This window comes from Nitrosomonas sp. Is37 (assembly GCF_033063275.1).
Taxonomy (GTDB): Bacteria; Pseudomonadota; Gammaproteobacteria; order Burkholderiales; family Nitrosomonadaceae; genus Nitrosomonas.
The window spans coordinates 1-21,748 of sequence record NZ_JAWJYP010000013.1 but is presented as its reverse complement, the minus strand read 5'-3'; the positions used below and the strand labels follow the sequence as shown (position 1 = coordinate 21,748).

At 41.1% G+C, this 21,748-nt stretch carries 20 protein-coding genes; 18 read left to right on the top strand and 2 right to left on the bottom strand.

Annotated elements, in window-relative coordinates:
* The first annotated feature begins 152 nt into the window (after window positions 1-152).
* The 7 genes from R2Q26_RS07665 (at window position 153) to R2Q26_RS07635 (ending at window position 7,557) form a co-directional block, all read left to right on the top strand.
* Complete coding sequence (locus tag R2Q26_RS07665; protein WP_317535741.1) at window positions 153-1,856, top strand: acetolactate synthase 3 catalytic subunit; 1,704 nt, start codon at window positions 153-155, stop codon at window positions 1,854-1,856.
* A 3-nt stretch (window positions 1,857-1,859) separates the two neighbouring features.
* On the top strand, window positions 1,860-2,351 hold the full coding sequence (gene ilvN / locus R2Q26_RS07660) for an acetolactate synthase small subunit (RefSeq protein ID WP_317535740.1): 492 nt from the start codon (window positions 1,860-1,862) through the stop codon (window positions 2,349-2,351).
* 108 nt (window positions 2,352-2,459) lie between these two features.
* Window positions 2,460-3,476 (top strand): ketol-acid reductoisomerase, encoded by a 1,017-nt coding sequence (gene ilvC / locus R2Q26_RS07655; protein WP_317535739.1) that lies wholly within the window; start codon window positions 2,460-2,462, stop codon window positions 3,474-3,476.
* 106 nt (window positions 3,477-3,582) lie between these two features.
* A complete protein-coding gene (locus R2Q26_RS07650; protein ID WP_090566599.1) occupies window positions 3,583-4,230 on the top strand; it encodes a phosphatidylserine decarboxylase in 648 nt (215 codons plus the stop codon).
* A 254-nt stretch (window positions 4,231-4,484) separates the two neighbouring features.
* A complete protein-coding gene (gene pssA, locus R2Q26_RS07645) occupies window positions 4,485-5,270 on the top strand; it encodes a CDP-diacylglycerol--serine O-phosphatidyltransferase (protein WP_090566601.1) in 786 nt (261 codons plus the stop codon).
* Window positions 5,271-5,513: 243 nt separating this feature from the next.
* Window positions 5,514-7,046, top strand: a complete 1,533-nt coding sequence (locus R2Q26_RS07640; RefSeq protein ID WP_317535793.1) for a 2-isopropylmalate synthase — start codon at window positions 5,514-5,516, stop codon at window positions 7,044-7,046.
* Window positions 7,047-7,050: 4 nt separating this feature from the next.
* On the top strand, window positions 7,051-7,557 hold the full coding sequence (locus tag R2Q26_RS07635; protein ID WP_090566607.1) for a TlpA family protein disulfide reductase: 507 nt from the start codon (window positions 7,051-7,053) through the stop codon (window positions 7,555-7,557).
* Between the two features lie 8 nt (window positions 7,558-7,565).
* Here R2Q26_RS07635 and R2Q26_RS07630 read toward each other — a convergent pair whose 3' ends face one another.
* Together R2Q26_RS07630 and R2Q26_RS07625 are read right to left on the bottom strand one after the other, a co-directional pair.
* Window positions 7,566-8,171 carry a lytic transglycosylase domain-containing protein gene (locus R2Q26_RS07630; RefSeq protein WP_317535738.1) on the bottom strand — a complete coding sequence of 202 codons (606 nt, stop codon included), beginning with the start codon at window positions 8,169-8,171 and terminating at the stop codon, window positions 7,566-7,568.
* On the bottom strand, window positions 8,159-9,868 hold the full coding sequence (locus tag R2Q26_RS07625) for a proline--tRNA ligase (RefSeq protein ID WP_317535737.1): 1,710 nt from the start codon (window positions 9,866-9,868) through the stop codon (window positions 8,159-8,161). Before R2Q26_RS07625 ends, R2Q26_RS07630 begins: the two co-directional genes overlap by 13 nt.
* Before the next feature lie 245 nt (window positions 9,869-10,113).
* On the opposite strand from R2Q26_RS07625, the gene R2Q26_RS07620 reads away from it, so the two are divergent.
* The 11 genes from R2Q26_RS07620 to R2Q26_RS07570 all read left to right on the top strand — a co-directional run bounded on the left by R2Q26_RS07620 (window position 10,114) and on the right by R2Q26_RS07570 (window position 21,358).
* Complete coding sequence (locus tag R2Q26_RS07620) at window positions 10,114-10,674, top strand: RNA pyrophosphohydrolase (protein ID WP_317535736.1); 561 nt, start codon at window positions 10,114-10,116, stop codon at window positions 10,672-10,674.
* A gap of 146 nt (window positions 10,675-10,820) precedes the next feature.
* Window positions 10,821-11,819, top strand: coding sequence for a cytochrome-c peroxidase (locus R2Q26_RS07615; protein WP_090566616.1), 999 nt, complete (start codon window positions 10,821-10,823; stop codon window positions 11,817-11,819).
* 730 nt (window positions 11,820-12,549) lie between these two features.
* Window positions 12,550-14,061, top strand: a complete 1,512-nt coding sequence (ilvA, locus tag R2Q26_RS07610; protein ID WP_317535735.1) for a threonine ammonia-lyase, biosynthetic — start codon at window positions 12,550-12,552, stop codon at window positions 14,059-14,061.
* A gap of 260 nt (window positions 14,062-14,321) precedes the next feature.
* Window positions 14,322-14,567 carry an RNA chaperone Hfq gene (gene hfq / locus R2Q26_RS07605; protein ID WP_090566622.1) on the top strand — a complete coding sequence of 82 codons (246 nt, stop codon included), beginning with the start codon at window positions 14,322-14,324 and terminating at the stop codon, window positions 14,565-14,567.
* Window positions 14,560-15,771, top strand: coding sequence for a GTPase HflX (gene hflX / locus R2Q26_RS07600; protein ID WP_317535734.1), 1,212 nt, complete (start codon window positions 14,560-14,562; stop codon window positions 15,769-15,771). Before hfq ends, hflX begins: the two co-directional genes overlap by 8 nt.
* Window positions 15,758-16,930 carry an FtsH protease activity modulator HflK gene (hflK, locus tag R2Q26_RS07595; protein WP_317535733.1) on the top strand — a complete coding sequence of 391 codons (1,173 nt, stop codon included), beginning with the start codon at window positions 15,758-15,760 and terminating at the stop codon, window positions 16,928-16,930. The genes hflX and hflK overlap by 14 nt, the downstream gene beginning before the upstream one ends.
* 2 nt (window positions 16,931-16,932) lie before the next feature.
* The gene (gene hflC, locus R2Q26_RS07590; RefSeq protein WP_317535732.1) at window positions 16,933-17,826 is read left to right on the top strand and encodes a protease modulator HflC; all 894 of its coding nucleotides are present in this window, start codon (window positions 16,933-16,935) and stop codon (window positions 17,824-17,826) included.
* A gap of 129 nt (window positions 17,827-17,955) precedes the next feature.
* Complete coding sequence (locus R2Q26_RS07585; RefSeq protein ID WP_317535731.1) at window positions 17,956-18,141, top strand: DUF2065 domain-containing protein; 186 nt, start codon at window positions 17,956-17,958, stop codon at window positions 18,139-18,141.
* 65 nt (window positions 18,142-18,206) lie between these two features.
* A complete protein-coding gene (locus tag R2Q26_RS07580) occupies window positions 18,207-19,379 on the top strand; it encodes an ATP phosphoribosyltransferase regulatory subunit (protein ID WP_317535730.1) in 1,173 nt (390 codons plus the stop codon).
* A 37-nt stretch (window positions 19,380-19,416) separates the two neighbouring features.
* Window positions 19,417-20,727 carry an adenylosuccinate synthase gene (locus R2Q26_RS07575; protein WP_317535729.1) on the top strand — a complete coding sequence of 437 codons (1,311 nt, stop codon included), beginning with the start codon at window positions 19,417-19,419 and terminating at the stop codon, window positions 20,725-20,727.
* Window positions 20,728-20,983: 256 nt separating this feature from the next.
* Window positions 20,984-21,358, top strand: a complete 375-nt coding sequence (locus R2Q26_RS07570) for a hypothetical protein (RefSeq protein WP_317535728.1) — start codon at window positions 20,984-20,986, stop codon at window positions 21,356-21,358.
* Window positions 21,359-21,748 lie beyond the last annotated feature (390 nt).

The following is a 21,748-nucleotide window of genomic DNA, read 5'->3' as shown; positions in this document are numbered from 1 at the left end:
AGGACTAACTAAAAGTCATAATTAAATTATGACTGAGATATCCGAGATATATGAGATATAGTAGTGATAGAAAATAGCAGAGCGAAGATGCATTTAACTAAGTTCTTATTTTTAGATTTTAGATTTTTTTTTGATACCAGGATACACAAAGGATGAGTGTAGAACTAACAGGTGCCGAGATTACGGTGCGTTGCCTGCAGGAAGAAGGGGTGAAATATATTTTTGGCTATCCTGGCGGTGCAGTGTTGTTTATTTATGATGAGCTATTTAAGCAAGATAAAGTAAAGCATATTCTGGTTCGCCATGAGCAAGCAGCCCTTCATGCAGCGGATGGCTATGCTCGGTCCAGTAACAATGTGGGTGTTGCTTTAGTGACATCGGGACCTGGGGTAACGAACGCTGTGACAGGTATTGCGACTGCTTATATGGATTCTATTCCCCTCGTTATTATTAGTGGACAGGTTCCTACAGCAGCAATTGGCCAAGATGCGTTTCAGGAAGTGGATACAGTTGGAATTACGCGTCCTTGTGTAAAACATAATTTCTTGGTGAAAAACATCACTGAGCTTGCATCAACGATAAAAAAGGCTTTTTATATTGCGTCAACCGGCCGTCCGGGGCCCGTTTTAGTTGATATTCCGAAAGATGTCACACAACAAAAGACGATATTTGATTACCCGAGCAGTGTGAGTTTGCGTTCCTATAATCCGGTTAGCAACGGGAATTCCCAACAGATAAAAAAAGCGGCGCAATTGATTTTGAGTGCAAAGCGGCCGATGATTTATTCAGGGGGAGGTGTGATTCTGGATGATGCATCTGAAGCTTTGACAGAATTGGTGCGCTCGCTGAATTTTCCATGTACTAACACATTAATGGGACTTGGCGGTTATCCTGCGACAGATAAACAGTTTGTCGGTATGCTAGGTATGCATGGAACCTATGAAGCCAATATGGCGATGCAATATTGTGATGTATTGATTGCAGTGGGCGCGCGTTTCGATGATCGTGTCATTGGTAATCCCAAGCATTTTTACAGTGAAGAGCGAAAGATAATTCATATTGATATTGATCCTTCGTCTATTTCCAAGCGTGTCAAGGTAGATGTTCCAATAGTGGGGAGTGTTTCCGAAGTATTGAATGAGCTGATTAAATTGATCAAGGCCAGTAAAGAAAAAACAGATGCTCATGCACTCACGGAATGGTGGAAGCAAATAGATTTATGGCGCGAACGAGATTGCCTAAGGTATGATCGTACGAGTACAGTTATTAAACCGCAAATGGTCGTGGAAAAACTTTATGCGGTGACAAAGGGCGATGCATTTATTACGTCAGATGTTGGACAGCATCAGATGTGGGCTGCGCAGTTTTATCGATTTGATAAGCCTCGCCGTTGGATTAATTCGGGTGGACTAGGTACCATGGGATTTGGGTTGCCTTCAGCAATGGGTGTGCAATTAGCTAATCCCAATGGAGTAGTAGCCTGTATTACAGGTGAAGCAAGTATACAAATGTGCATCCAGGAATTATCAACCTGTAAACAGTATCACTTGCCACTTAAAATCATTAATCTTAATAATCGGTATATGGGCATGGTTCGGCAATGGCAGGAATTTTTTCATGGAAATCGTTATTCAGAATCCTATATGAATGCACTTCCAGATTTTGTCAAACTGGCTGAGAGCTATGGTCATGTCGGAATGAAGATAGAGAAACCAGAAGATATCGAAGGCGCTTTGGAGGAAGCTTTTAAACTCAAAGAGCGATTAGTTTTTATGGATTTTATTACTGACCAGACGGAAAATGTATTTCCTATGGTGCCAGGTGGTAAAGGTTTGTCTGAAATGATTCTGGTATAAGAAATGCGACATATTATCTCTTTATTGATGGAAAATGAGGCCGGTGCTCTGTCTCGAGTAGCAGGCTTATTTTCGGCACGAGGTTATAACATTGAGTCACTCAATGTAGCGCCGACTGAAGATCCAACTTTGTCTCGTATGACATTGGTCACAATAGGCTCGGATGAAGTTATTGAACAAATTACTAAGCAACTGAATAAATTAATTGAGGTTGTCAAAATAGTTGATTTGAGCGAAGGAGATCATATCGAGCGAGAGCTTATGCTGGTGAAAATAAAAGCCATTGGAGATGATCGTGAAGAAATGAAACGATTGGCAGATATTTTTCGCGGCAATATTATTGACGTAACAGACAAGTCATACACCATAGAGTTGACAGGCACAAGCTCAAAACTTGATGCATTTCTTGAAACAATAGAGCGAAATATGATTCTAGAGACTATCCGAACTGGTGCTTCCGGTTTAGGTCGTGGAGAGCGAATCTTGAAGATATAACAGATTGATTCGATAAAGATAACTAACTGATCCTATGCAGTGTTAGTTATTAAAATTTTATTTTGATATTTTTTGCGCCAGCTGGGTACATATTATTAAAGGAGCATAATGAAAGTTTATTACGATAAAGATGCCGATTTGTCTCTAATTAAAAAAAAGAAAGTAACGATAGTCGGCTATGGATCCCAAGGACATGCACATGCTAACAATTTGCGTGATTCCGGTGTCAAGGTTACAGTAGGTTTGCGTAAGGGTGGAGCATCTTGGGAAAAGGCAAAAAAAGCTGGTTTTACAGTAAAAGAAATTGCTTCCTCAATTAAGGATGCAGATGTGGTGATGTTGCTGCTTCCAGATGAGCAAATTGCTGCTATCTATCAATCAGAGATCGAGGCAGGTTTAAAAAGTAATGCAACGCTAGCATTTGCCCATGGTTTTAATATTCATTATGGACAAGTGACTCCCCGTGAAGATCTTGATGTCATTATGATTGCGCCTAAGGGACCTGGACATCTTGTACGCTCAACATATACTCAAGGCGGGGGAGTGCCTTCACTTATTGCGATTCATCAAGACAAGTCAGGGCATGCACGCGATTTAGCCCTATCCTATGCAGCTGCTAATGGTGGTACACGCGGCGGCGTGATTGAAACAACTTTCCGCGAAGAAACAGAGACAGATTTATTTGGTGAGCAAGTAGTATTGTGTGGCGGTCTTACTGCATTAATTCAAACTGGTTTTGAGACATTGGTAGAAGCTGGCTATGCACCTGAAATGGCTTACTTTGAGTGTCTCCATGAAGTAAAACTGATTGTGGATTTAATCTACGAGGGTGGCATAGCTAATATGCGCTATTCTATTTCTAATAATGCTGAATATGGGGATATTTCGCGTGGTCCTCGTATAATTACTGAAGAAACTCGTGCAGAAATGCGCAAGATTCTGCGTGAAATTCAGACAGGTCAGTATGCACGGGAATTTATACTGGAGAACCATGCGGGAGCGCCTATGTTGAAATCTAGTCGTCGCCTTGCAGCTGAGCACTCGATTGAAACAACTGGCGCAAAATTGCGCGATATGATGCCTTGGATCAAGAAAAATAAATTAGTCGATCAAGGAAAGAATTAGTGAGGAATTAATCTGCACATTTTTGTCTAAAATTATTTAAAATACTTCGCATTTTTAACCCGATATTTCCATTAAATATCGGGCTAATCTTCTATCTAAGTTACTCATGTCACCTTATCCGCATCCTATCATTGCCCGCGAAGGTTGGGTTCATATCACCGTAGCGTTTCTAATTTCTTTATTTGTCCACCTATTTTTAGGCTGGTTGTGGGCACTACCTTTCTGGTTAATTGCACTGTTCGTCTTGCAGTTTTTTCGTGATCCCCCGCGTATCATTCCGTTACAGGCTAATGCTATATTAGCCCCTGCAGATGGTCGGATTGTGGCTGTCGAGAAAACACAGGATCCTTTTCTTAATCGTGAGGCGATTAAAGTAAGTGTATTCATGAATGTATTTAATGTTCATTCCAATCGTAGCCCTGTTGATGGTGAAGTAAAAGACCGTTGGTATTTTCCGGGTAAATTTATTAATGCTAGCTTACCGAAGGCCTCATTAGAAAATGAACGTAATGCTCTCTGGATAAAAACAGGTAGAGGTCTTGATGTTACTTGTGTGCAGATTGCGGGGTTGATTGCGAAACGCATTATATGTCATGCCAAACCTGGGGATCATCTTTCGCGTGGACAGCGGTTTGGATTTATTCGTTTTGGTTCAAGAGTAGATGTTTATCTTCCTACAGATACTAAAATCAATGTCAATATTGGTGACAAAGTCTATGCGACACTAACGATATTAGCTGAGTTACGCAGTTAGCCAAATTTGCTTATTATTGTTGTGTAACATGCTTATCATTGCTGTGTAACAGTTTGTTGGGAGGATAATATTATTGAGACCTCTGCATAACTGGCTTTTTGGATAGTTTAGTATTTTTAAGTGATTGATTTTATGAGTAATACATACGCAGAAAAACTCTAAAAACACAGTTATGCAGAGGTTTCTTATTTCCTGTTTTTTGCTATTTATTTTTCTATATCCCATCCTTGGGTTTTATGTAGTTCATACTGAAAATGCATGAACCAAACTCAGTGCGCTTTGTGCTTAAGTCCCGCTTACGACGCAGAGGAATTTATCTATTGCCGAATTTATTTACCACAGCGGCATTGTTTGCGGGTTTCTTTGCGATCGTGCAGGCGATGAATGGTAACTACGAGCATTCTGCAATAGCTGTTTTCATTGCGATGGTGTTGGATGGTTTGGATGGACGAGTGGCGCGTCTAACTCATACTCAAAGTGAATTTGGCGCAGAGTATGACAGTTTGTCGGATATGGTTTCTTTTGGGGTTGCCCCTGCACTCGTAGCATATGAGTGGGCACTAAAAGATATGGGTAAATTGGGGTGGATAGCGGCGTTTATTTATTGCGCTTGTGCCGCATTACGGTTGGCACGTTTTAACACCAACATAGAAGTAGTCGATAAGCGTTTCTTCCAGGGATTGCCTAGTCCTGCAGCGGCTGCCCTGATTGCTGGATTGGTATGGGTAGCATTGGACTTTCAAATACAAGGTGTGGATATCAAGTGGCTGGTATGGGCAATCACATTGTTTGCTGGACTTACCATGGTTAGTAACTTGCCTTACTATAGCGGTAAAGAATTCAATCTGCGTAGACGGGTACCTTTTTTCTCAATTTTATTATTATTATTGTTCTTTTTTGTATTGATACCGAGTCATCCGCCTGTTGTGTTATTTGGTCTGTTTTCTCTATATGCTTTATCAGGTTATTTCATGAAGCTATGGCGGCTTGGTAAAAGTAAAAAGAGCGATGAAACACAAAATCAGAATATGACGCAGTGATCTTGCTATTGCAGAAATGTTGAAAATATTTTATATTTTTATTATGGTTAAGTTAATAGATAATTCTCCAGCTTCTCTATACTTCTCTTCTTTGGCCTTGCTACACTTAAGAGGCTACCTGCTGCGCCGTGGGCGCTAAAATTCAATACTTTATTTCGATCTCTTGTTGATAATCTAAAAAATTCGTAACCCGAATTTTTAATCTTTTTTTTGTAATTTAGATTGCATTCGATGGAGAAAATGATGCGCGATCATTTGATTATTTTTGATACAACCTTACGTGATGGGGAGCAAAGTCCCGGCGCTTCCATGACAAAAGAAGAGAAGGTGCGTATTGCTCGACAACTTGAGCGTATGGGTGTAGATGTCATTGAGGCAGGATTCCCGGCAGCTTCTAATGGGGATTTTGAAGCAGTCAAGGCAGTGGCCGATACGATTAAGGATAGTGTGGTTTGTGGGCTTGCGCGCGCTATTGAAGCCGATATAAATCGTGCTGGTGAAGCTTTGTGTGGTGCTAATGCGGCGCGCATTCACACTTTTATTGCTACCTCACCTATACACATGAAGAATAAATTGCGCATGTCTCCGGAGCAAGTGATCGAGCAAGCAGTGAAGGCTATAAAGTGGGCGCGTCAGTATACAGACAACGTTGAATTTTCTCCAGAGGATGCCGGTCGTTCTGAAATTAGTTTTCTTTGCCGTGTCTTGGAAGCGGTGATTGATGCAGGGGCAAAGACACTGAATATTCCAGATACAGTTGGGTACACCATGCCAGATCAGTTTGGTCAGCTTATTCGGACATTGCGTGAACGTATTCCTAATTCAGATAAAGTGGTTTTTTCAGTTCATTGTCACAATGATTTAGGATTGGCGGTAGCTAATTCACTCTCAGCAGTCAAAAATGGTGCGAGACAAGTAGAATGTACCATTAATGGATTGGGTGAGCGTGCTGGAAATGCTGCTCTTGAAGAAGTTGTAATGGCCGTCCGCACACGACAGGATTTTTTTTCATGTGATACCCGCATAGATACAACACATATCGTACCCGCCAGTAAATTGGTTTCAGGAATCACTGGCTTCCCAGTTCAACCTAATAAAGCTATTGTTGGAGCAAATGCTTTTGCCCATGAATCTGGAATTCATCAAGATGGTGTACTCAAACATCGTGAAACTTATGAAATTATGCGTGCGGAAGATGTGGGCTGGGGAGCCAATAAATTGTTGCTGGGTAAACATTCTGGCCGTAACGCGTTTCGCAGTCGCTTGAAGGAGCTTGGAATTGAGCTTGAATCAGAAGAAATGCTAAATACTATGTTTATGCGCTTCAAGGATTTGGCGGATAAAAAGCATGAAATTTTTGATGAAGATTTGCACGCACTAGTCTCGGATGAGGCACAGACTCCTGAAGAGCATTATCGATTGCTTTCACTTATTGCACATAGTGAAACAGGTGAGATCCCCTTTGCTCGGGTAGTGATTGCTGCCGGGAATAATGAGCTGCATGCTGAGTCTGAAGGGAGCGGCCCAGTTGACGCAACCTATCGTGCGATTGAAAAAATTCTGAATAGTGGTGCCGAACTACAATTATTTTCGGTGAATAATATTACCAGTGGAACAGATGCACAAGGTGAGGTGACTGTCAGATTGCAGAAGTCCGGCAGAATCGTAAATGGTCATGGAGCAGATACAGATATTGTAGTTGCTTCTGCTAAAGCTTATCTCAGCGCATTCAATAAACTGTATAGCAAGCTTGAGAAAGCCCATCCGCAGGTCTGATGAAATGAAACGCTTTTTCCCTTGCTTATTTCTTTTATTGAATTTCCTATCTTTTTATATTCAGGCAGAAGAATTCCAGTTCAGATTTGAGGATAGCAAGGGAAAAATACATCAATTAAGCGATTATAGAGGAAAGTGGGTGCTGGTAAATTTCTGGGCAACCTGGTGTCCTCCTTGTTTGGAGGAAATTCCCGATCTGATCTCGCTTTATGAAGAGCGGAATGATGTCATGATCATTGGCATCGCAATGGATTATGCAGATACGGAAACTGTAATAAAATTTACTGAAGCAATGTCTGTTCCTTATCCGATCGTTTTCGGTAACAGAGAGATTGCTTCGCAGCTTGATGAGCTATCGATGCTGCCAAGTACCTATTTATTTGACCCTACTGGTAAACCAGCAGCACGAAAGATTGGATTACTTACACGAGAGGATATTGAAAAATTCATACAGAATTATTTAGGAAGCACGAGTCCATCGAAGGCAGCTGATCCCCTTCATGCTGAGTAGAAATTTTGCTAATTCTGTGCTAACCCTTGGGTTATAGGGTAGTGCCAATATTTGCGCCACGCATTAAATACAAGCTCTGGATAGGTTGCTTGTCCTAGACTTCCGTTATATCTTCCGAGAGCACGAAAATAATTCCCTCTCTCAATATCAAGGTAGTGACGCAGAATCGTGCATCCATAACGTAAATTGACCCGTAGATGGAAGAGATTATGCTCTTTGCTGCCAATGGCATCAACCCAGAAGGGCATGATTTGCATATAGCCGCGCGCACCTGCGGTTGATATAGCATATTTTCTGAAACCGCTTTCGACCTGAATAATACTCAACACTAATTGTGGATCGAGCCCTGCACGGGTGGCCTCGTAATGAACCGTAGTGAGGAAGTTGTCGCGCTCGTTTTGATCGGGCATGTGCTTTTTTAATTGTTCAGACATGGTAGTAAGCCAAGCCTTACTTTCTGCCTCGGGCAGTGTAATAAAATGCGAAATGGCCTGATCGCTCACAGCCCTTTGTAATACTGTTCTGGTACTGGCGGACAAAGGTTCATGCATTTGGGCGCCTGCCTGAGCAATTGGCGGAGTAAGAATTACAACAAAGCCAATCAGTTTCCACATATCTTTGAAATGACAAATGAAGTAATCTCCTTCAGAGGGATCATTTGAGATTTTTCATCACGTCGTCCACGATATTCTATCGTGGCATCTTTTAGGCCTCGCTCGCTGATAACGATTCTATGGGGAATGCCTATTAATTCCATGTCAGCAAACATTACACCAGGACGTTCATCACGATCATCTATAATTACTTCAATATGGGCTGCTGAAAGTTCGTGATACAGCCTTTCGGTCTCAGCTTGTACTTGTGGATTTTTTTTCAGACCGATTGGGATAATTGCAAGTTGGAAGGGAGCAATCGCAAGGGGAAATATGATGCCGTGCTCATCATGATTCTGCTCAATGGCTGCTGCTACAATGCGCGACACCCCGATGCCATAGCATCCCATTTCCATTACGTTTATTTGCCCGGATTCATCCAGGTAGGTAGCTTTCATTTTTTCTGAGTATTTTGTGCGTAATTGAAAAATGTGACCCACCTCAATGCCCCGGCAAATTTCCAATGCTCCCTTACCATCTGGTGATAGATCCCTCGCAACGACATTGCGGATATCAAAAATATGATCAGGTAATTTCAAATCACGTTCAAAATTGACATGAGTGAAATGAAAACCTTCCTCATTTGCGCCGCAGACGAAATTACTCATTTCCATAACAGCTTTGTCAGCGATGATGCATTTTTCCAATCCAACAGGCCCGATATAACCTGGCCGACAGCCAATTTCAGCTAGAATTCTTTCTTCACTTGCCAATTCGAAATTGCTTAAAAATGGGATTTTTCTAACTTTTGTTTCATTTAGCTGATGGTCACCACGTAGCAGCAAGAGATAAAAATGATCATCTGCGGTAATAGCCAATGTTTTTACGGTTTTTTGTATGGGAATACCAAGAAAATTTGCAACTTCCTCACAGGTTTTTTGGTCGGGTGTTGAAATTCTTTGCTTTACGCCATCTGGTGTCTCGCGAGCTTTTCCAGAAGAAATGGCCTCGGCTAATTCGATGTTAGCTGCATAATCCGAATTGGGACAGAAAGCAATCGCATCTTCACCTGAATCTGCTAGTACATGGAACTCATGTGAACTGCTACCGCCCATCGCGCCAGCGTCTGCTGCCACAGCCCGAAAATTCAGGCCGATACGGGTAAATATGCGGTTATATGTGTCATGCATCAGACGATAGGTTTGCTCCAGACTTTTCAGGTCGGCATGAAATGAGTAGGCGTCTTTCATTATAAATTCACGCGCTCTCATGACGCCAAAACGAGGGCGAATTTCATCGCGAAATTTGGTTTGGATCTGATAAAAGTTTAGAGGTAATTGGCGATAGCTTTTGATTTCCCTGCGTGCTATATCTGTGATTACTTCTTCGTGAGTAGGACCAAAACAATAATTGTGTTGGTGTCTATCCTGGATTTTCAACATTTGTGGCCCGAATAATTCCCAGCGGGTAGTTTCTTGCCAGAGTTCTGCAGGCTGAACTGCGGGCATTAAAAGCTCAATCGCACTACTTTTGTTCATTTCCTCGCGAATAATGAACTCGATTTTTCGCAAAACCTTCAAACCCAAAGGCATCCAGGTATAAAGGCCACTGCCAAGGCGTTTGATGAGACCAGCCCGGAGCATCAGTTTATGGCTGATCAATTCAGCTTCTGTAGGAGCTTCTTTGAGCGTTGAAATAAAGAATTGAGAAACACGCATGGGGTATTGATTCCGTATGTTTTATCGTTATATTAAAAATAAGAAAGAGTAATTTTACCCTGAAAAAGTTGGTTACCTATGTGGTTTAAACTCACTGCGACTATCATATCCAGTTTTAAGAAAGGGAGAGATGAAAAAATTAAAGGAAGGTATGTCCTGATTTTTTGTTTTATGATGACTTTTAATCTAGGAAAAAGTATGGAAAAATGGCTGGTAATTGACGTCTCAAATGACGGATGAATCAAATGATAGACCGTAACGGATATCGTCCTAATGTTGGAATTATTCTACTGAATTCGAAAAATGAAGTTTTCTGGGGGAAACGTGTCAAGCAGGATTCTTGGCAATTTCCTCAGGGGGGCATTAAATCAGGTGAAACCCCAACACAGGCGATGTATCGAGAATTAACTGAAGAGGTAGGGCTACAACCCTATCACGTAGAAATTTTGGGGCGCACTCGGGAGTGGCTGCGTTATGACGTACCAGAATGCTGGATAAGGCGTGAATGGCGCAGAAGCTACAAGGGTCAGAAACAGATTTGGTTTTTGCTACGCTTACTTGGGCGTGATACCGATGTATCGCTCAGAAAAAGTCCACACCCTGAATTTGATGCATGGCGGTGGAATCGATATTGGGTGGAGCTTGACTCAGTTGTGGAATTTAAGCGTCAAGTCTATCGGCAGGCGCTTATAGAGCTATCTCACTTGCTTAATTGTGATATTGGACAAGGTTGTGATTACGGTTATGTAGAAGGCGATCAAATTATTTCGAAGACTGCTGCTTCTGTGAAAAGGCAGAAAAAATGAGTTTTTGCCAGTGATATAAAAGTAGATGACCTAAAATGAGCTAAGTAAATTACAACCAGCTATTTTTAATGAATTTTATTTTGAGAGAGTACATTTAGGCGTAACCGGCTGCGCCATTACAGCCGTGTTTTTTTAGGAGATTCTCAATGATGATGCGTAAGCTAACTGCCTCGCTATTATCGATTGGTGTAATGTTTATGTCCGGGCATGTTTTTGCTGCTAACGAGCCGATACAGCCCATTAAACCGGTAAAACCAGAAAATGCCGAAATGGTTGAGCTTGGGAAGATGTTATTTTTTGATACCCGATTGTCAAAATCTGGTTTTATTTCCTGTAATTCCTGCCACAATTTGGGCATGGGAGGTACTGATAACATTAAAACTTCCATTGGCCATAAATGGCAACAAGGTCCGATCAATGCACCTACTGTGCTGAATGCGAGCATGAATCTGGCGCAGTTTTGGGATGGACGTGCAAAGGATCTCAAAGAACAGGCAGGCGGACCCATTGCTAATCCTGGCGAGATGGCTTCCACTCATGAAATGGCGGTAAAAGTGATTAACTCTATGCCTCAATATCAGCAACAATTTAAGAAGGCTTTTGGTTCGGAGGGAGTTGATATAGATCGAATTACTACCGCGATTGCAACCTTTGAGGAAACTTTGGTTACACCGGATTCTCGTTTTGATAAATGGCTCGAAGGTGATAAAGGTGCGCTGACTAAGGAAGAATTGGATGGATACACATTATTCAAGAGTGCAGGTTGTGCAAAATGTCACAACGGTCCAGCAGTTGGTGGGAATTCATTTGAAAAAATGGGTGTTTATAAACCTTATGAAACAAAAAGTGCTGCAATAGGTCGCATGGATGTGACAGGTAAGGAAGAAGATCGTTTTGTATTTAAGGCGCCTACATTACGAAATGTAGAAATGACATACCCTTATTTCCATGATGGTGGTGCTGCAACGCTAGAAGAAGCGGTAAATACTATGGGCAAGATCCAAGTTAACCGCGAGTTCAGCAAAGAAGAAATTGCCAATATTGTGGCCTTCTTGAAAACACTGACTGGTAAACAACCTGATTTCAAATTACCTATTTTGCCACCTTCTAATAATGCAACCCCAAGACCTCAGCCATTTGAATAAATGGTCTTAAAGAATGCGCTTGGATTAGAAATAATCTGGAATTTTTGAAATACCTTCTGATTCACCCAGGCTCATGATGATCTGGGTGAATTTGTAAGGAATTTTTATTTTCTAGCATTACAATGAGTAGTTCTTTATCCTTTAATTTAAAAATTTCAAAAAAATATATTGTGTTGAGTTTGAATTTTCAGTTTATTTCTCATCAATAAAAGTTTATTTTTTTGTATTTAGAATGACTTTAACTGCCTAAAGTAAATTTTGAGGATGATTCTGGCAATGGAGTTAGCGTTGTTGATGTCGCAACAAACATAGTGTTAGTCCAATGCTGTTCCTTAGCGTATAATTATTTAAAAGTCACGCCTTAGGTAATTTGATGTATTTTATTTGTCTTTCAAGTAAGTCAACAATTTTGTCAGTAGTTACTCTTTGCATGTAGCTTGTTGATCGGTCTCATTCTTGGTAAGACGTGTCAGCGTGTCAAGTATGAGGGGATTACGTTATGAAATCTTCAGTTTTTATAGCATTTTCACTTTCTCGTTCTAGTAGAATTTCCTAACTTTGGCATGTATCAACAATTAGTGGTGATATTGCTTCATTTTTCATTTAAATAATTATGAGATTTTGCCTCTTACCGATTGCAATTCGTTTAGCATGATAGAATCTGCACATCTTGTAAATCCATGCAAATCCATGCTCTTAACTTTGTTTACCATTTCCAAAGCGTAATCTTATGAGGAATGATTATCTCGAAAGAGTGCTTACCGCCCGTGTTTATGATGTCGCTATAGAAACACCACTAGAGGAGGCAGTTAATCTTTCAGCACGCATTCATAACCAAGTATTTTTGAAACGAGAAGACATGCAGCGAGTATTCTCGTTCAAGCTGCGTGGCGCTTACAATAAAATGGCAAAGTTATCCTCTGCCATGCTCAAACGTGGTGTGATTGCCGCTTCGGCTGGTAATCATGCGCAAGGTGTAGCATTAGCTGCTCAGAAATTGGACTGTTCTGCTACGATTGTGATGCCAGTGACGACTCCTCAGATCAAAATCAATGCAGTGATGGCACTTGGCGCCACGGTGTTACTCTATGGTGATTCATATAATGATGCATATGAACATGCCTTAGAGCTTACGCAGCAAGAAGATGCTACTTTTGTTCATCCTTATGATGACCCAGATGTAATAGCAGGGCAGGGGACAATTGGTATGGAGATTTTACGCCAGCATGGAGCAGGAATTCACGCCATATTCGTGCCGGTAGGAGGAGGAGGACTTATTTCCGGGGTTGCCGCCTATGTAAAAAGACTATACCCGGAAATCAAGATTGTCGGAGTCGAGCCAGTTGATTCAGATGCTATGTATCGTTCGTTACAGAAAGGGCGTCGCGTTAAACTTTCGCAAGTAGGATTATTTGCTGATGGTGTGGCAGTTAGACATGTTGGTAAGGAAACTTTTCGTCTGTGTAAAGAGTTGGTTGATGAGATTATTCTAGTGGATACGGACGCTATTTGTGCGGCTATTAAAGACGTATTTGAAGATACCCGTGCCATTCTTGAGCCCTCTGGAGCGCTCTCTGTTGCTGGACTAAAGGCCTATGTTGAACGTGAAAAATTACTTCATAAAAAACTCGTAGCGATAGCGTCAGGTGCCAACATGAATTTTGATCGTTTACGTCATGTCTCTGAACGTGCAGAGCTAGGAGAGCAACGTGAAGCACTGATGGCGGTTAGGATTCCTGAAGAGCCTGGTAGTTTCAAGAAATTTTGTGCCTTGTTAGGGACAAGGAGTATTACTGAATTTAATTATCGCTATGCAGATCCTAAAGAAGCGCATGTATTTGTTGGGGTTTCGGTTCATAATCGTGAAGAAGCACTTAATCTGATCGGGAGTCTGGAAGCAAGTGGATTGCGTACCGAAGATATGAGCGGCAATGAAATGGCAAAGTTGCATATTCGTTACATGGTAGGAGGGCGTTCCAGGGATGTCAAGAATGAGATTCTCTATCGTTTTGAATTTCCTGATAGGCCAGGTGCTTTAATGAATTTTCTTAATAATATGAGCCATCTTTGGAATATCAGTTTGTTTCATTATCGCAACCATGGGGCTGATTTTGGGCGTGTATTGGTAGGAATGGAGGTGCCACCCGGTGAAAAAACTGATTTTAAAAATTTTCTTGACAATCTTGGATATAGATATTGGGATGAAAGCAATAACCCAGCATATAGGCTGTTCTTAGGATAAATGCCTAAATTCTGATAAGCTTGGTCCTCATTTGCACTAATACTAACTTTATTTGCCTTTGCCAAACTCAGCATTTAAATTTTTTTCAAATATACCTCTTGCATTTGTTAATATCCGGTTGCAATATCTTATTCTACTATTTGTATATTTCGATGGTAATCCTGTTGGGCGGATGTGGCCAACTTAGAAAAATAAAGTAGAGTCTCTTATCTAATAATTAAAATTAGAGATGATTAGAAACAAAACAGGGAGGGTTGTTCATGAGTGCTAAGGGGCAGTTGTTGCAAGATCCATTTTTAAATATTCTACGGAAGGAACATATTCCAGTATCTATTTATTTGGTCAATGGTATTAAATTGCAAGGACATATTGATTCATTTGATCAATACGTTGTGCTATTAAAAAATTCAGTTACACAAATGGTATATAAACACGCGATCTCTACAGTAGTTCCAGCTAGGGCTGTTACTTTCCCAATTGAAACACCAGTTTTACGTGATGATTGATCACACAGAGCTAATAACAGATAAGAATAACACTGCTATCTTAGTGGGTCTCAATCTAGGCGATAGTGATAAAGAAAGCTTAGAAGAATTGCGTCAGCTTGCTATGAGTGATCAGCTCATAGTTTTAGCTGTCGTGGAAGGAAAGCGCTCACGGCCTGATCCTGCAACTTTCGTTGGCAGTGGTAAATTAGATGAAATCTATCAAATTTTGAGTCGGACTAGCGCATCACTGGTAATATTCAATCATGATCTTTCCCCGATACAACAGCGAAATCTAACTGAGCGGCTTCAGTGTCGTGTTATTGATCGTACGAGCTTAATTCTTGATATTTTTGCGCAGCGTGCTAAAAGCCGTGAAGGTAAATTGCAGGTTGAACTTGCTCAGTTAGAACATCTTGCATCACGGTTAGTACGAGGGTGGACGCACTTGGAGCGACAAAAAGGTGGGATAGGTTTGCGCGGTCCAGGTGAAACGCAGCTTGAAACAGATCGACGGTTACTTACCAAGAGAGTTAAATTTCTGAGAGAGAAACTCATAGAGCTTCAACGCCAGCGAGAAATCCAGCGACGGGCGAGGCAGCGTACCAAGGTGATGTCTGTATCTATTGTTGGCTATACTAATGCAGGTAAGTCAACTCTGTTCAATAGCCTAACCCGTTCTCAGGCATATGCAGCTGATCAATTATTTGCTACGCTAGATACGACGACACGTAGATTATTTATTCCAAACTGCGGGGGATTGGTTATTTCAGATACGGTTGGGTTTATTCGTGCACTGCCTCACACTTTGGTTGCTGCATTTCGCGCTACGTTAGAAGAGACAGTACAAGCTGATATACTTTTACATGTAGTTGATGCGGTTGATTCATCCCGTAATGAGCACATTGCAGAAGTAAATAAACTGCTTAAAGAAATTGGAGCAGAAACCATTCCACAAATTTTGGTATTGAATAAAATCGATCGTGCCGAATCAAGCAGGACTGCAGATTATAAGCGGGATGAGTATGGTAGAATAATATCTATTCAGCTAAGTGCTAAGACCGGCGATGGGCTAGAATTTGTTAGATTGGCCCTGGCAGAAGCGATTGCGCAGAATTCTGTAGACTTAAGAGAGAGCTTCTTGGAAGCTGGGAGAGTGAACGATAGCAGTGCTACACCTTTTTTAGAACGAGAGGAAGGATTAAATTATCATGGGATTAAATGATCCTCAATGGGGAAGAAGAAAAGGCAATTCTAACCCTCCAGATCTGGATGATGTGCTGCGTAATGTCAGCAAAAGAATTAATGAGCTTTTTGGCCGAAAGGGCGATGGTGGTGAGGGTCCTGGAGGAGAGGGTCCAAAAAGACAAATTAGTGGTAATATCATGGTCATCATCTTCTTGCTGCTAGTTGTTTGGGCTGCCAGCGGTTTTTACATTGTAGATGAGGGTCAGCGCGGTGTCGTGCTTCGCTTCGGTAAGCATGTTGATACTACTCAAGCGGGGTTGCGTTGGCATATGCCTTACCCGATTGAGAAAGTGGAAACTGTTAACGTTAGCCAAGTGCGCACGATAGAAATTGGTTATCGGAATAATGTCAGAAGCAAAGTGCTGAAAGAGTCGTTGATGTTGACCGATGATGAAAACATTATTGATATTCAGTTTGCTGTCCAATACATTTTAAATAATCCTGAGAACTTCTTGTTTAATAATCGTGATCCAGACAATGCCGTGTTGCAAATCGCCGAAACGGCTATACGTGAAATTATCGGAAAAAGCAAAATGGATTTTGTATTGTACGAGGGGCGTGAGGAAGTAGCCGCCCGGGCAACACAAATAATGCAAACTATTCTGGATCGCTATCAGATAGGTATTACTATCAGTAGAGTAACGATGCAGAATGCACAGCCACCAGAACAAGTGCAGGCATCATTCGATGATGCAGTTAAGGCTGGACAAGATAGAGAGCGGCAACGTAATGAAGGTCAGGCTTATGCCAACGATGTGATTCCTAGAGCAAGAGGTGCTGCGGCACGTTTATTGGAAGAGGCGAGTGGATATCAGCAGCGTGTTATTTCAAGCGCAGAAGGTGATGTCAGTCGTTTCGACAAGATTCTCGTCGAATATAGTAAAGCACCAGTCGTGACGCGCAATCGTCTATATTTAGATATGATGCAACAGGTTCTTTCCAATACGAGTAAAATTCTGATTGATCAGAAAAGTGGTAGTAACTTGTTGTATTTACCATTAGATAAATTGATTCAAAGGGAAGGTGGCATCTCGAAACCACCCATGACAATGCCCACGCCAACAGCTCCAGAAGCTCCTGATGTGAGCACGCGTACACGTGAATCATTTCGCAGTCGTGAACGAGAGGTAAGATAAAAATGGGAAAATTATCATCAATATTATCGGGCATAGTCGCTGTATTAGTTTTAGTGGGAGGTTCTGCAATATTTATTGTTGATGAGCGCGAACAAGCAATTTTATTTCAACTGGGGGAAGTGGTTGATGTAAAAACTTCGCCAGGGTTGTATTTTAAGATTCCTGTAGCGCAGAATGTACGTTACTTTGATTCACGCATACTCACTTTGGATACAGAAGAGCCGGAACGCTTTATTACTTCAGAAAAGAAAAACGTTTTGGTAGATTTTTTTGTGAAATGGCGTATCGTTGACGTGAAGCAATACTATATTAGTGTGCGAGGAGATGAAGCATTAGCACGGACTCGATTGGTACAAACAGTGAATTCGAGTATGCGTGACGAGTTTGGTAACCGCACTGTGCATGAAGTGGTTTCTGGTGAGCGTGATAGGATCATGGAAATCATGCGTCAGAAAGCAAATGTGGATGCAAAAAAAATCGGTGTTGAAGTGGTTGATGTGCGTTTGAAACGTGTTGATTTACCCCAAGAGGTTAGCGATTCAGTGTATCGCAGGATGGAAGCTGAACGAAAACGGGTAGCAAATGAATTGCGTTCAACTGGTGCTGCGGAAGCTGAAAAGATCCGTGCGGATGCTGATCGGCAACGTGAAGTAATATTGGCTGAAGCTTATCGTGACGCTCAGAAGATTATGGGGGAAGGTGATGGCCAGGCTGCTGCTACATATGCAGGCACCTTCGAAAAGAATCCAGAGTTTTATGCGTTCTACCGAAGCCTGGAGGCCTATAAAAATTCCTTTAAGGAAAAAGGGGATATATTAGTGCTTGAACCCAACTCAGAATTTTTTAAATATTTGAATAGTGCAGAAAGTAAAAATAACGCAGTAAGTAAAAAATAAAAGTCAGGTCAAAACACTTTGAACAGTGTTTTGATCTTTTTGCTCAGTTTTGGGAGAATTTGATCTGGTGAGTAGATTTCATTATGGAAAACGCTGGATCATCAAGAATTTTGTTGGAGATACCGTTGTATGTGGGATATCTTTCTGATGGCCATTGCATTAATGTTGGTATTGGAAGGTATTTTTCCTTTTACATTCCCTAATGCTTGGCGTGATACTTTTAGAAAACTTGTTGAATTGGAAGATAATCAGATCCGATTCATTGGATTGACGTCAATGGTAATAGGGCTAATAGTGCTCTATTTAGTGAATTAAATTCTTATAACCTTCTCTTTTGCTTGGTAGTTGATAAATTAAGCAACTCCTAAATCATTACAAGAATGCGTAACTGGTTTCTCCCTGAATATGTCGAAGATGTTCTGCCGTCCGAGGCATTACGTATCGAAAAAATGCGTCGCTGCATTTTGGATTTACTTCTTGTACATGGCTATCAGTTTGTTATTCCACCATTATTGGAGTACGTGGAATCATTATTGTCAGGCAGTGGCAGTGATATGGATCTGCGCATGTTTAAAGTGTTAGATCAATTAAGCGGAAGAATGATGGGGTTGCGCGCAGATAGTACACCCCAAACTGCACGCATAGATGCACATTTACTGAATGCTAAAGGAGTGACTCGTCTTTGCTATGCAAATAGCGTGTTACATGCTGTTCCTTGCGAAATTACACGTACTCGTGAACCCTTTCAGATCGGGGCGGAATTATATGGTCACTCTAGTCTGGAAAGTGATCTTGAGATTCAACGTTTAATGTTGAAATGTCTTGCAGTGTCTGGGGTTGACAAAATTCATCTCGATCTGGGTCATGTAGATATTTTCCGAAGTTTGATTAAGGATTCAGAGATTCTCCCTGAGTTTGAAGTGGATTTGTACAATGTATTACAAACTAAAGATACAGCTGCTCTGAGGGAGCTTCTATGCACTGGGCTTGATAAACGGCTAGATAAGCATATTCGAGATGCTCTGATGCTTCTTCCTGAATTATATGGTGGTAAAAAAATACTTGCATACGCTCGTAAAACGCTACCTGATTATCCAGAAATCGAAAATGCACTAGATCAGCTTGAGGTGGTTGAAGAAGAGTTAAAGACATATGTAGATACAATAACTTTCGATTTATCTGATCTGCGCGGCTATCATTATCACACAGGTATGGTATTTGCAGCTTATACGCAAGGAAGCGCTAACGCTATTGCATTGGGAGGACGGTACGATGAAATAGGCAAAGCGTTTGGAAGAGCGAGGCCGGCTACAGGCTTCAGTATGGATTTACGTGAATTGTCGAGGTTAGTCAGATCAGATACATGCTCTAAAGGAATTCTGGCGCCTTACAAAAGAGATGATAAAACACTGGAAAAAATAATTGAGCAGTTGAGAAATGAAGGTCATATCGTTATAACAGAATTGCCTGGAAGTGAAAGCGAAGAAAATACCCTCTACTATGACAGGAAGATTATCTTGCACAATGGTGTATGGCAAGTAGTGGGAATATAAATTGTCCATATACATCAAGATGAAGGAATTCTGAGATATGACCAAAAATGTAGTAGTCATTGGAACACAATGGGGAGATGAAGGGAAAGGCAAAGTAGTCGATTGGCTAACTGATCATGCAGCAGGTGTCGTTCGCTTTCAGGGTGGCCATAATGCTGGTCATACGTTGGTAATCGGCAACAAAAAAACTGTTTTGCACCTTGTGCCTTCTGGAATTTTGCGCGAGAACGTTGTTTGCTATATTGGTAATGGAGTAGTACTTTCTCCGCAGGCTTTGCTTGAAGAAATTGATATGCTTGAGAAGGCAGGCATCGATGTTTGTCAAAGATTGCGAATTAGTGAAGCTTGTCCGCTCATATTACCTCATCACATTGCGCTTGATAATGCGCGAGAAATAGCTAGAGGTTCAGACAAAATTGGCACTACTGGTCGTGGTATTGGCCCAGCTTATGAAGATAAAGTTGCGCGACGTGCAATACGTTTGCAAGATTTACTTTGCCGTGAGAGATTTATTGTTAAACTAGAAGAAATACTCGATTATCATAATTTTATTTTGAGAAATTATTACCAAGCGCCTATAGTCGATCTTAATAAGACAATTGATGAAAGCCTCACTGAGGCTGAGCGTATTAGGCCTATGGTAGCAGATGTGCCGCAATTGCTATTTGAAGCCAATAAAGAAGGTAATAACCTTCTGTTTGAAGGCGCCCAGGGAGCGTTGCTAGATATTGATCATGGCACTTATCCTTTTGTGACATCTAGCAATTGTATTGCTGGTGCGGCAGCATCCGGCAGTGGGGTAGGGCCACAGATGTTGCATTATGTTCTGGGTATTACTAAAGCGTATACGACTCGCGTGGGCTCGGGGCCATTTCCTACTGAGCTTAACGATGATGTAGGTGAGTATTTAGCTTCTCGTGGTAACGAGTACGGCTCAACAACAGGGCGTCGCCGCCGTTGTGGTTGGTTTGATGCAGTAGCAATGAAACGTTCTACCCAGATCAATGGCGTATCGGGCTTATGTATTACCAAATTAGATGTTCTTGATGGCCTTGAAACCTTGAAGCTTTGCGTAGGATATAAGTTAAATAGCAGTAATACTGCCATGGAAAAATCTCTTAGCATTTTACCAGTAGGCGCTGAAGAGTTGATAGCCTGTGAACCTATCTATGAAGAGATGCCTGGATGGACCAAGAGTACCCAAGGATTAAGAGATTTTGAGCAATTACCGAAAGCAGCACAAAATTATCTAAAAAGGCTGGAAGAAATCTGTGAGGTACCGATAGATATGATTTCGACGGGTCCTGATCGTGACGAAACTATCGTTTCTAGGCATCCATTTGAATAATTTTCGTATTCATTTTTATCTATTGTTTTTTCGTTTCCTCCATTCTTGAGTGAGCTTATTGAGAGCTCATTCTACTTTTTTTTGCTAATTTCATTCTCGCATTTGTTTCTTTTGATTTTTCGTAAACAATTTCGAGTCCCTATTCAGCTTCTGCAACCTTTTGTTTAAAATACCGTAATCGTTCTTTTATTACCTCGATTTGTTGTCCAGCAGTTCTTGCCTGACATTGGGAATAAATATTTTTGGAGATCATTTTATGCAACTAAAACTGGTTGATTTAATACGAGTATTAATTGTACTAATATTAAGTATTTTTTTAAGCTCATTAGCTACTTTGGTACAGGCATCATGTAAGGGATGTCTTTGTGTGGGTGATCCCTGTCGGTTATGCTCTTTACCTCCAATGACTACTGATGTGATTGCAGAGGATGAGCCAGAAACATGCAAGCGGATCCGAGACGAAGTGGCTCCCATCTCTTCACCTCCTGGAACTAATGAGTATTTTGCTAGCCTTGATAAGTCAACAATGGCTTGTATAAAAAATGGGGGAGATGTCATTAAAAACTCGCGTCGCAGTGAAGCTTTTCCTGCAAGGGTTTATTGTAAGCCGTATGCTCCAGCGAAGAATTAAAGTAATTTGGAATTTTTGTTACTGTAAGAAATATCTAAGATTGCTTTCTGGTATACTAACGAGTTATAGAAAAGTATATATCTAATTCTTTAACCTTAATTTATATTCATAAACTGCTGAACTATAAAGAAATTGTTGTGTGGTGTGCTCTACTGTCAAGATTTGAGAGCTGAGTGCAAATTTGCTTCGACCGTTAATAATTTGATGGAAATTCATTTTGTTCGTGCGACACTACTTAGTCGCCCCTGAAATACTATAGAAACCAGCATAAATATTGGCATTGAGGGATATTCAAAAGGTATGGAATTTGCCAGAATTAATACTATTGACCCCTAATTTCTGGTGAATTGATGAAGCCAAAGAAGCAAGAACCCACCCCCTGTGATGATC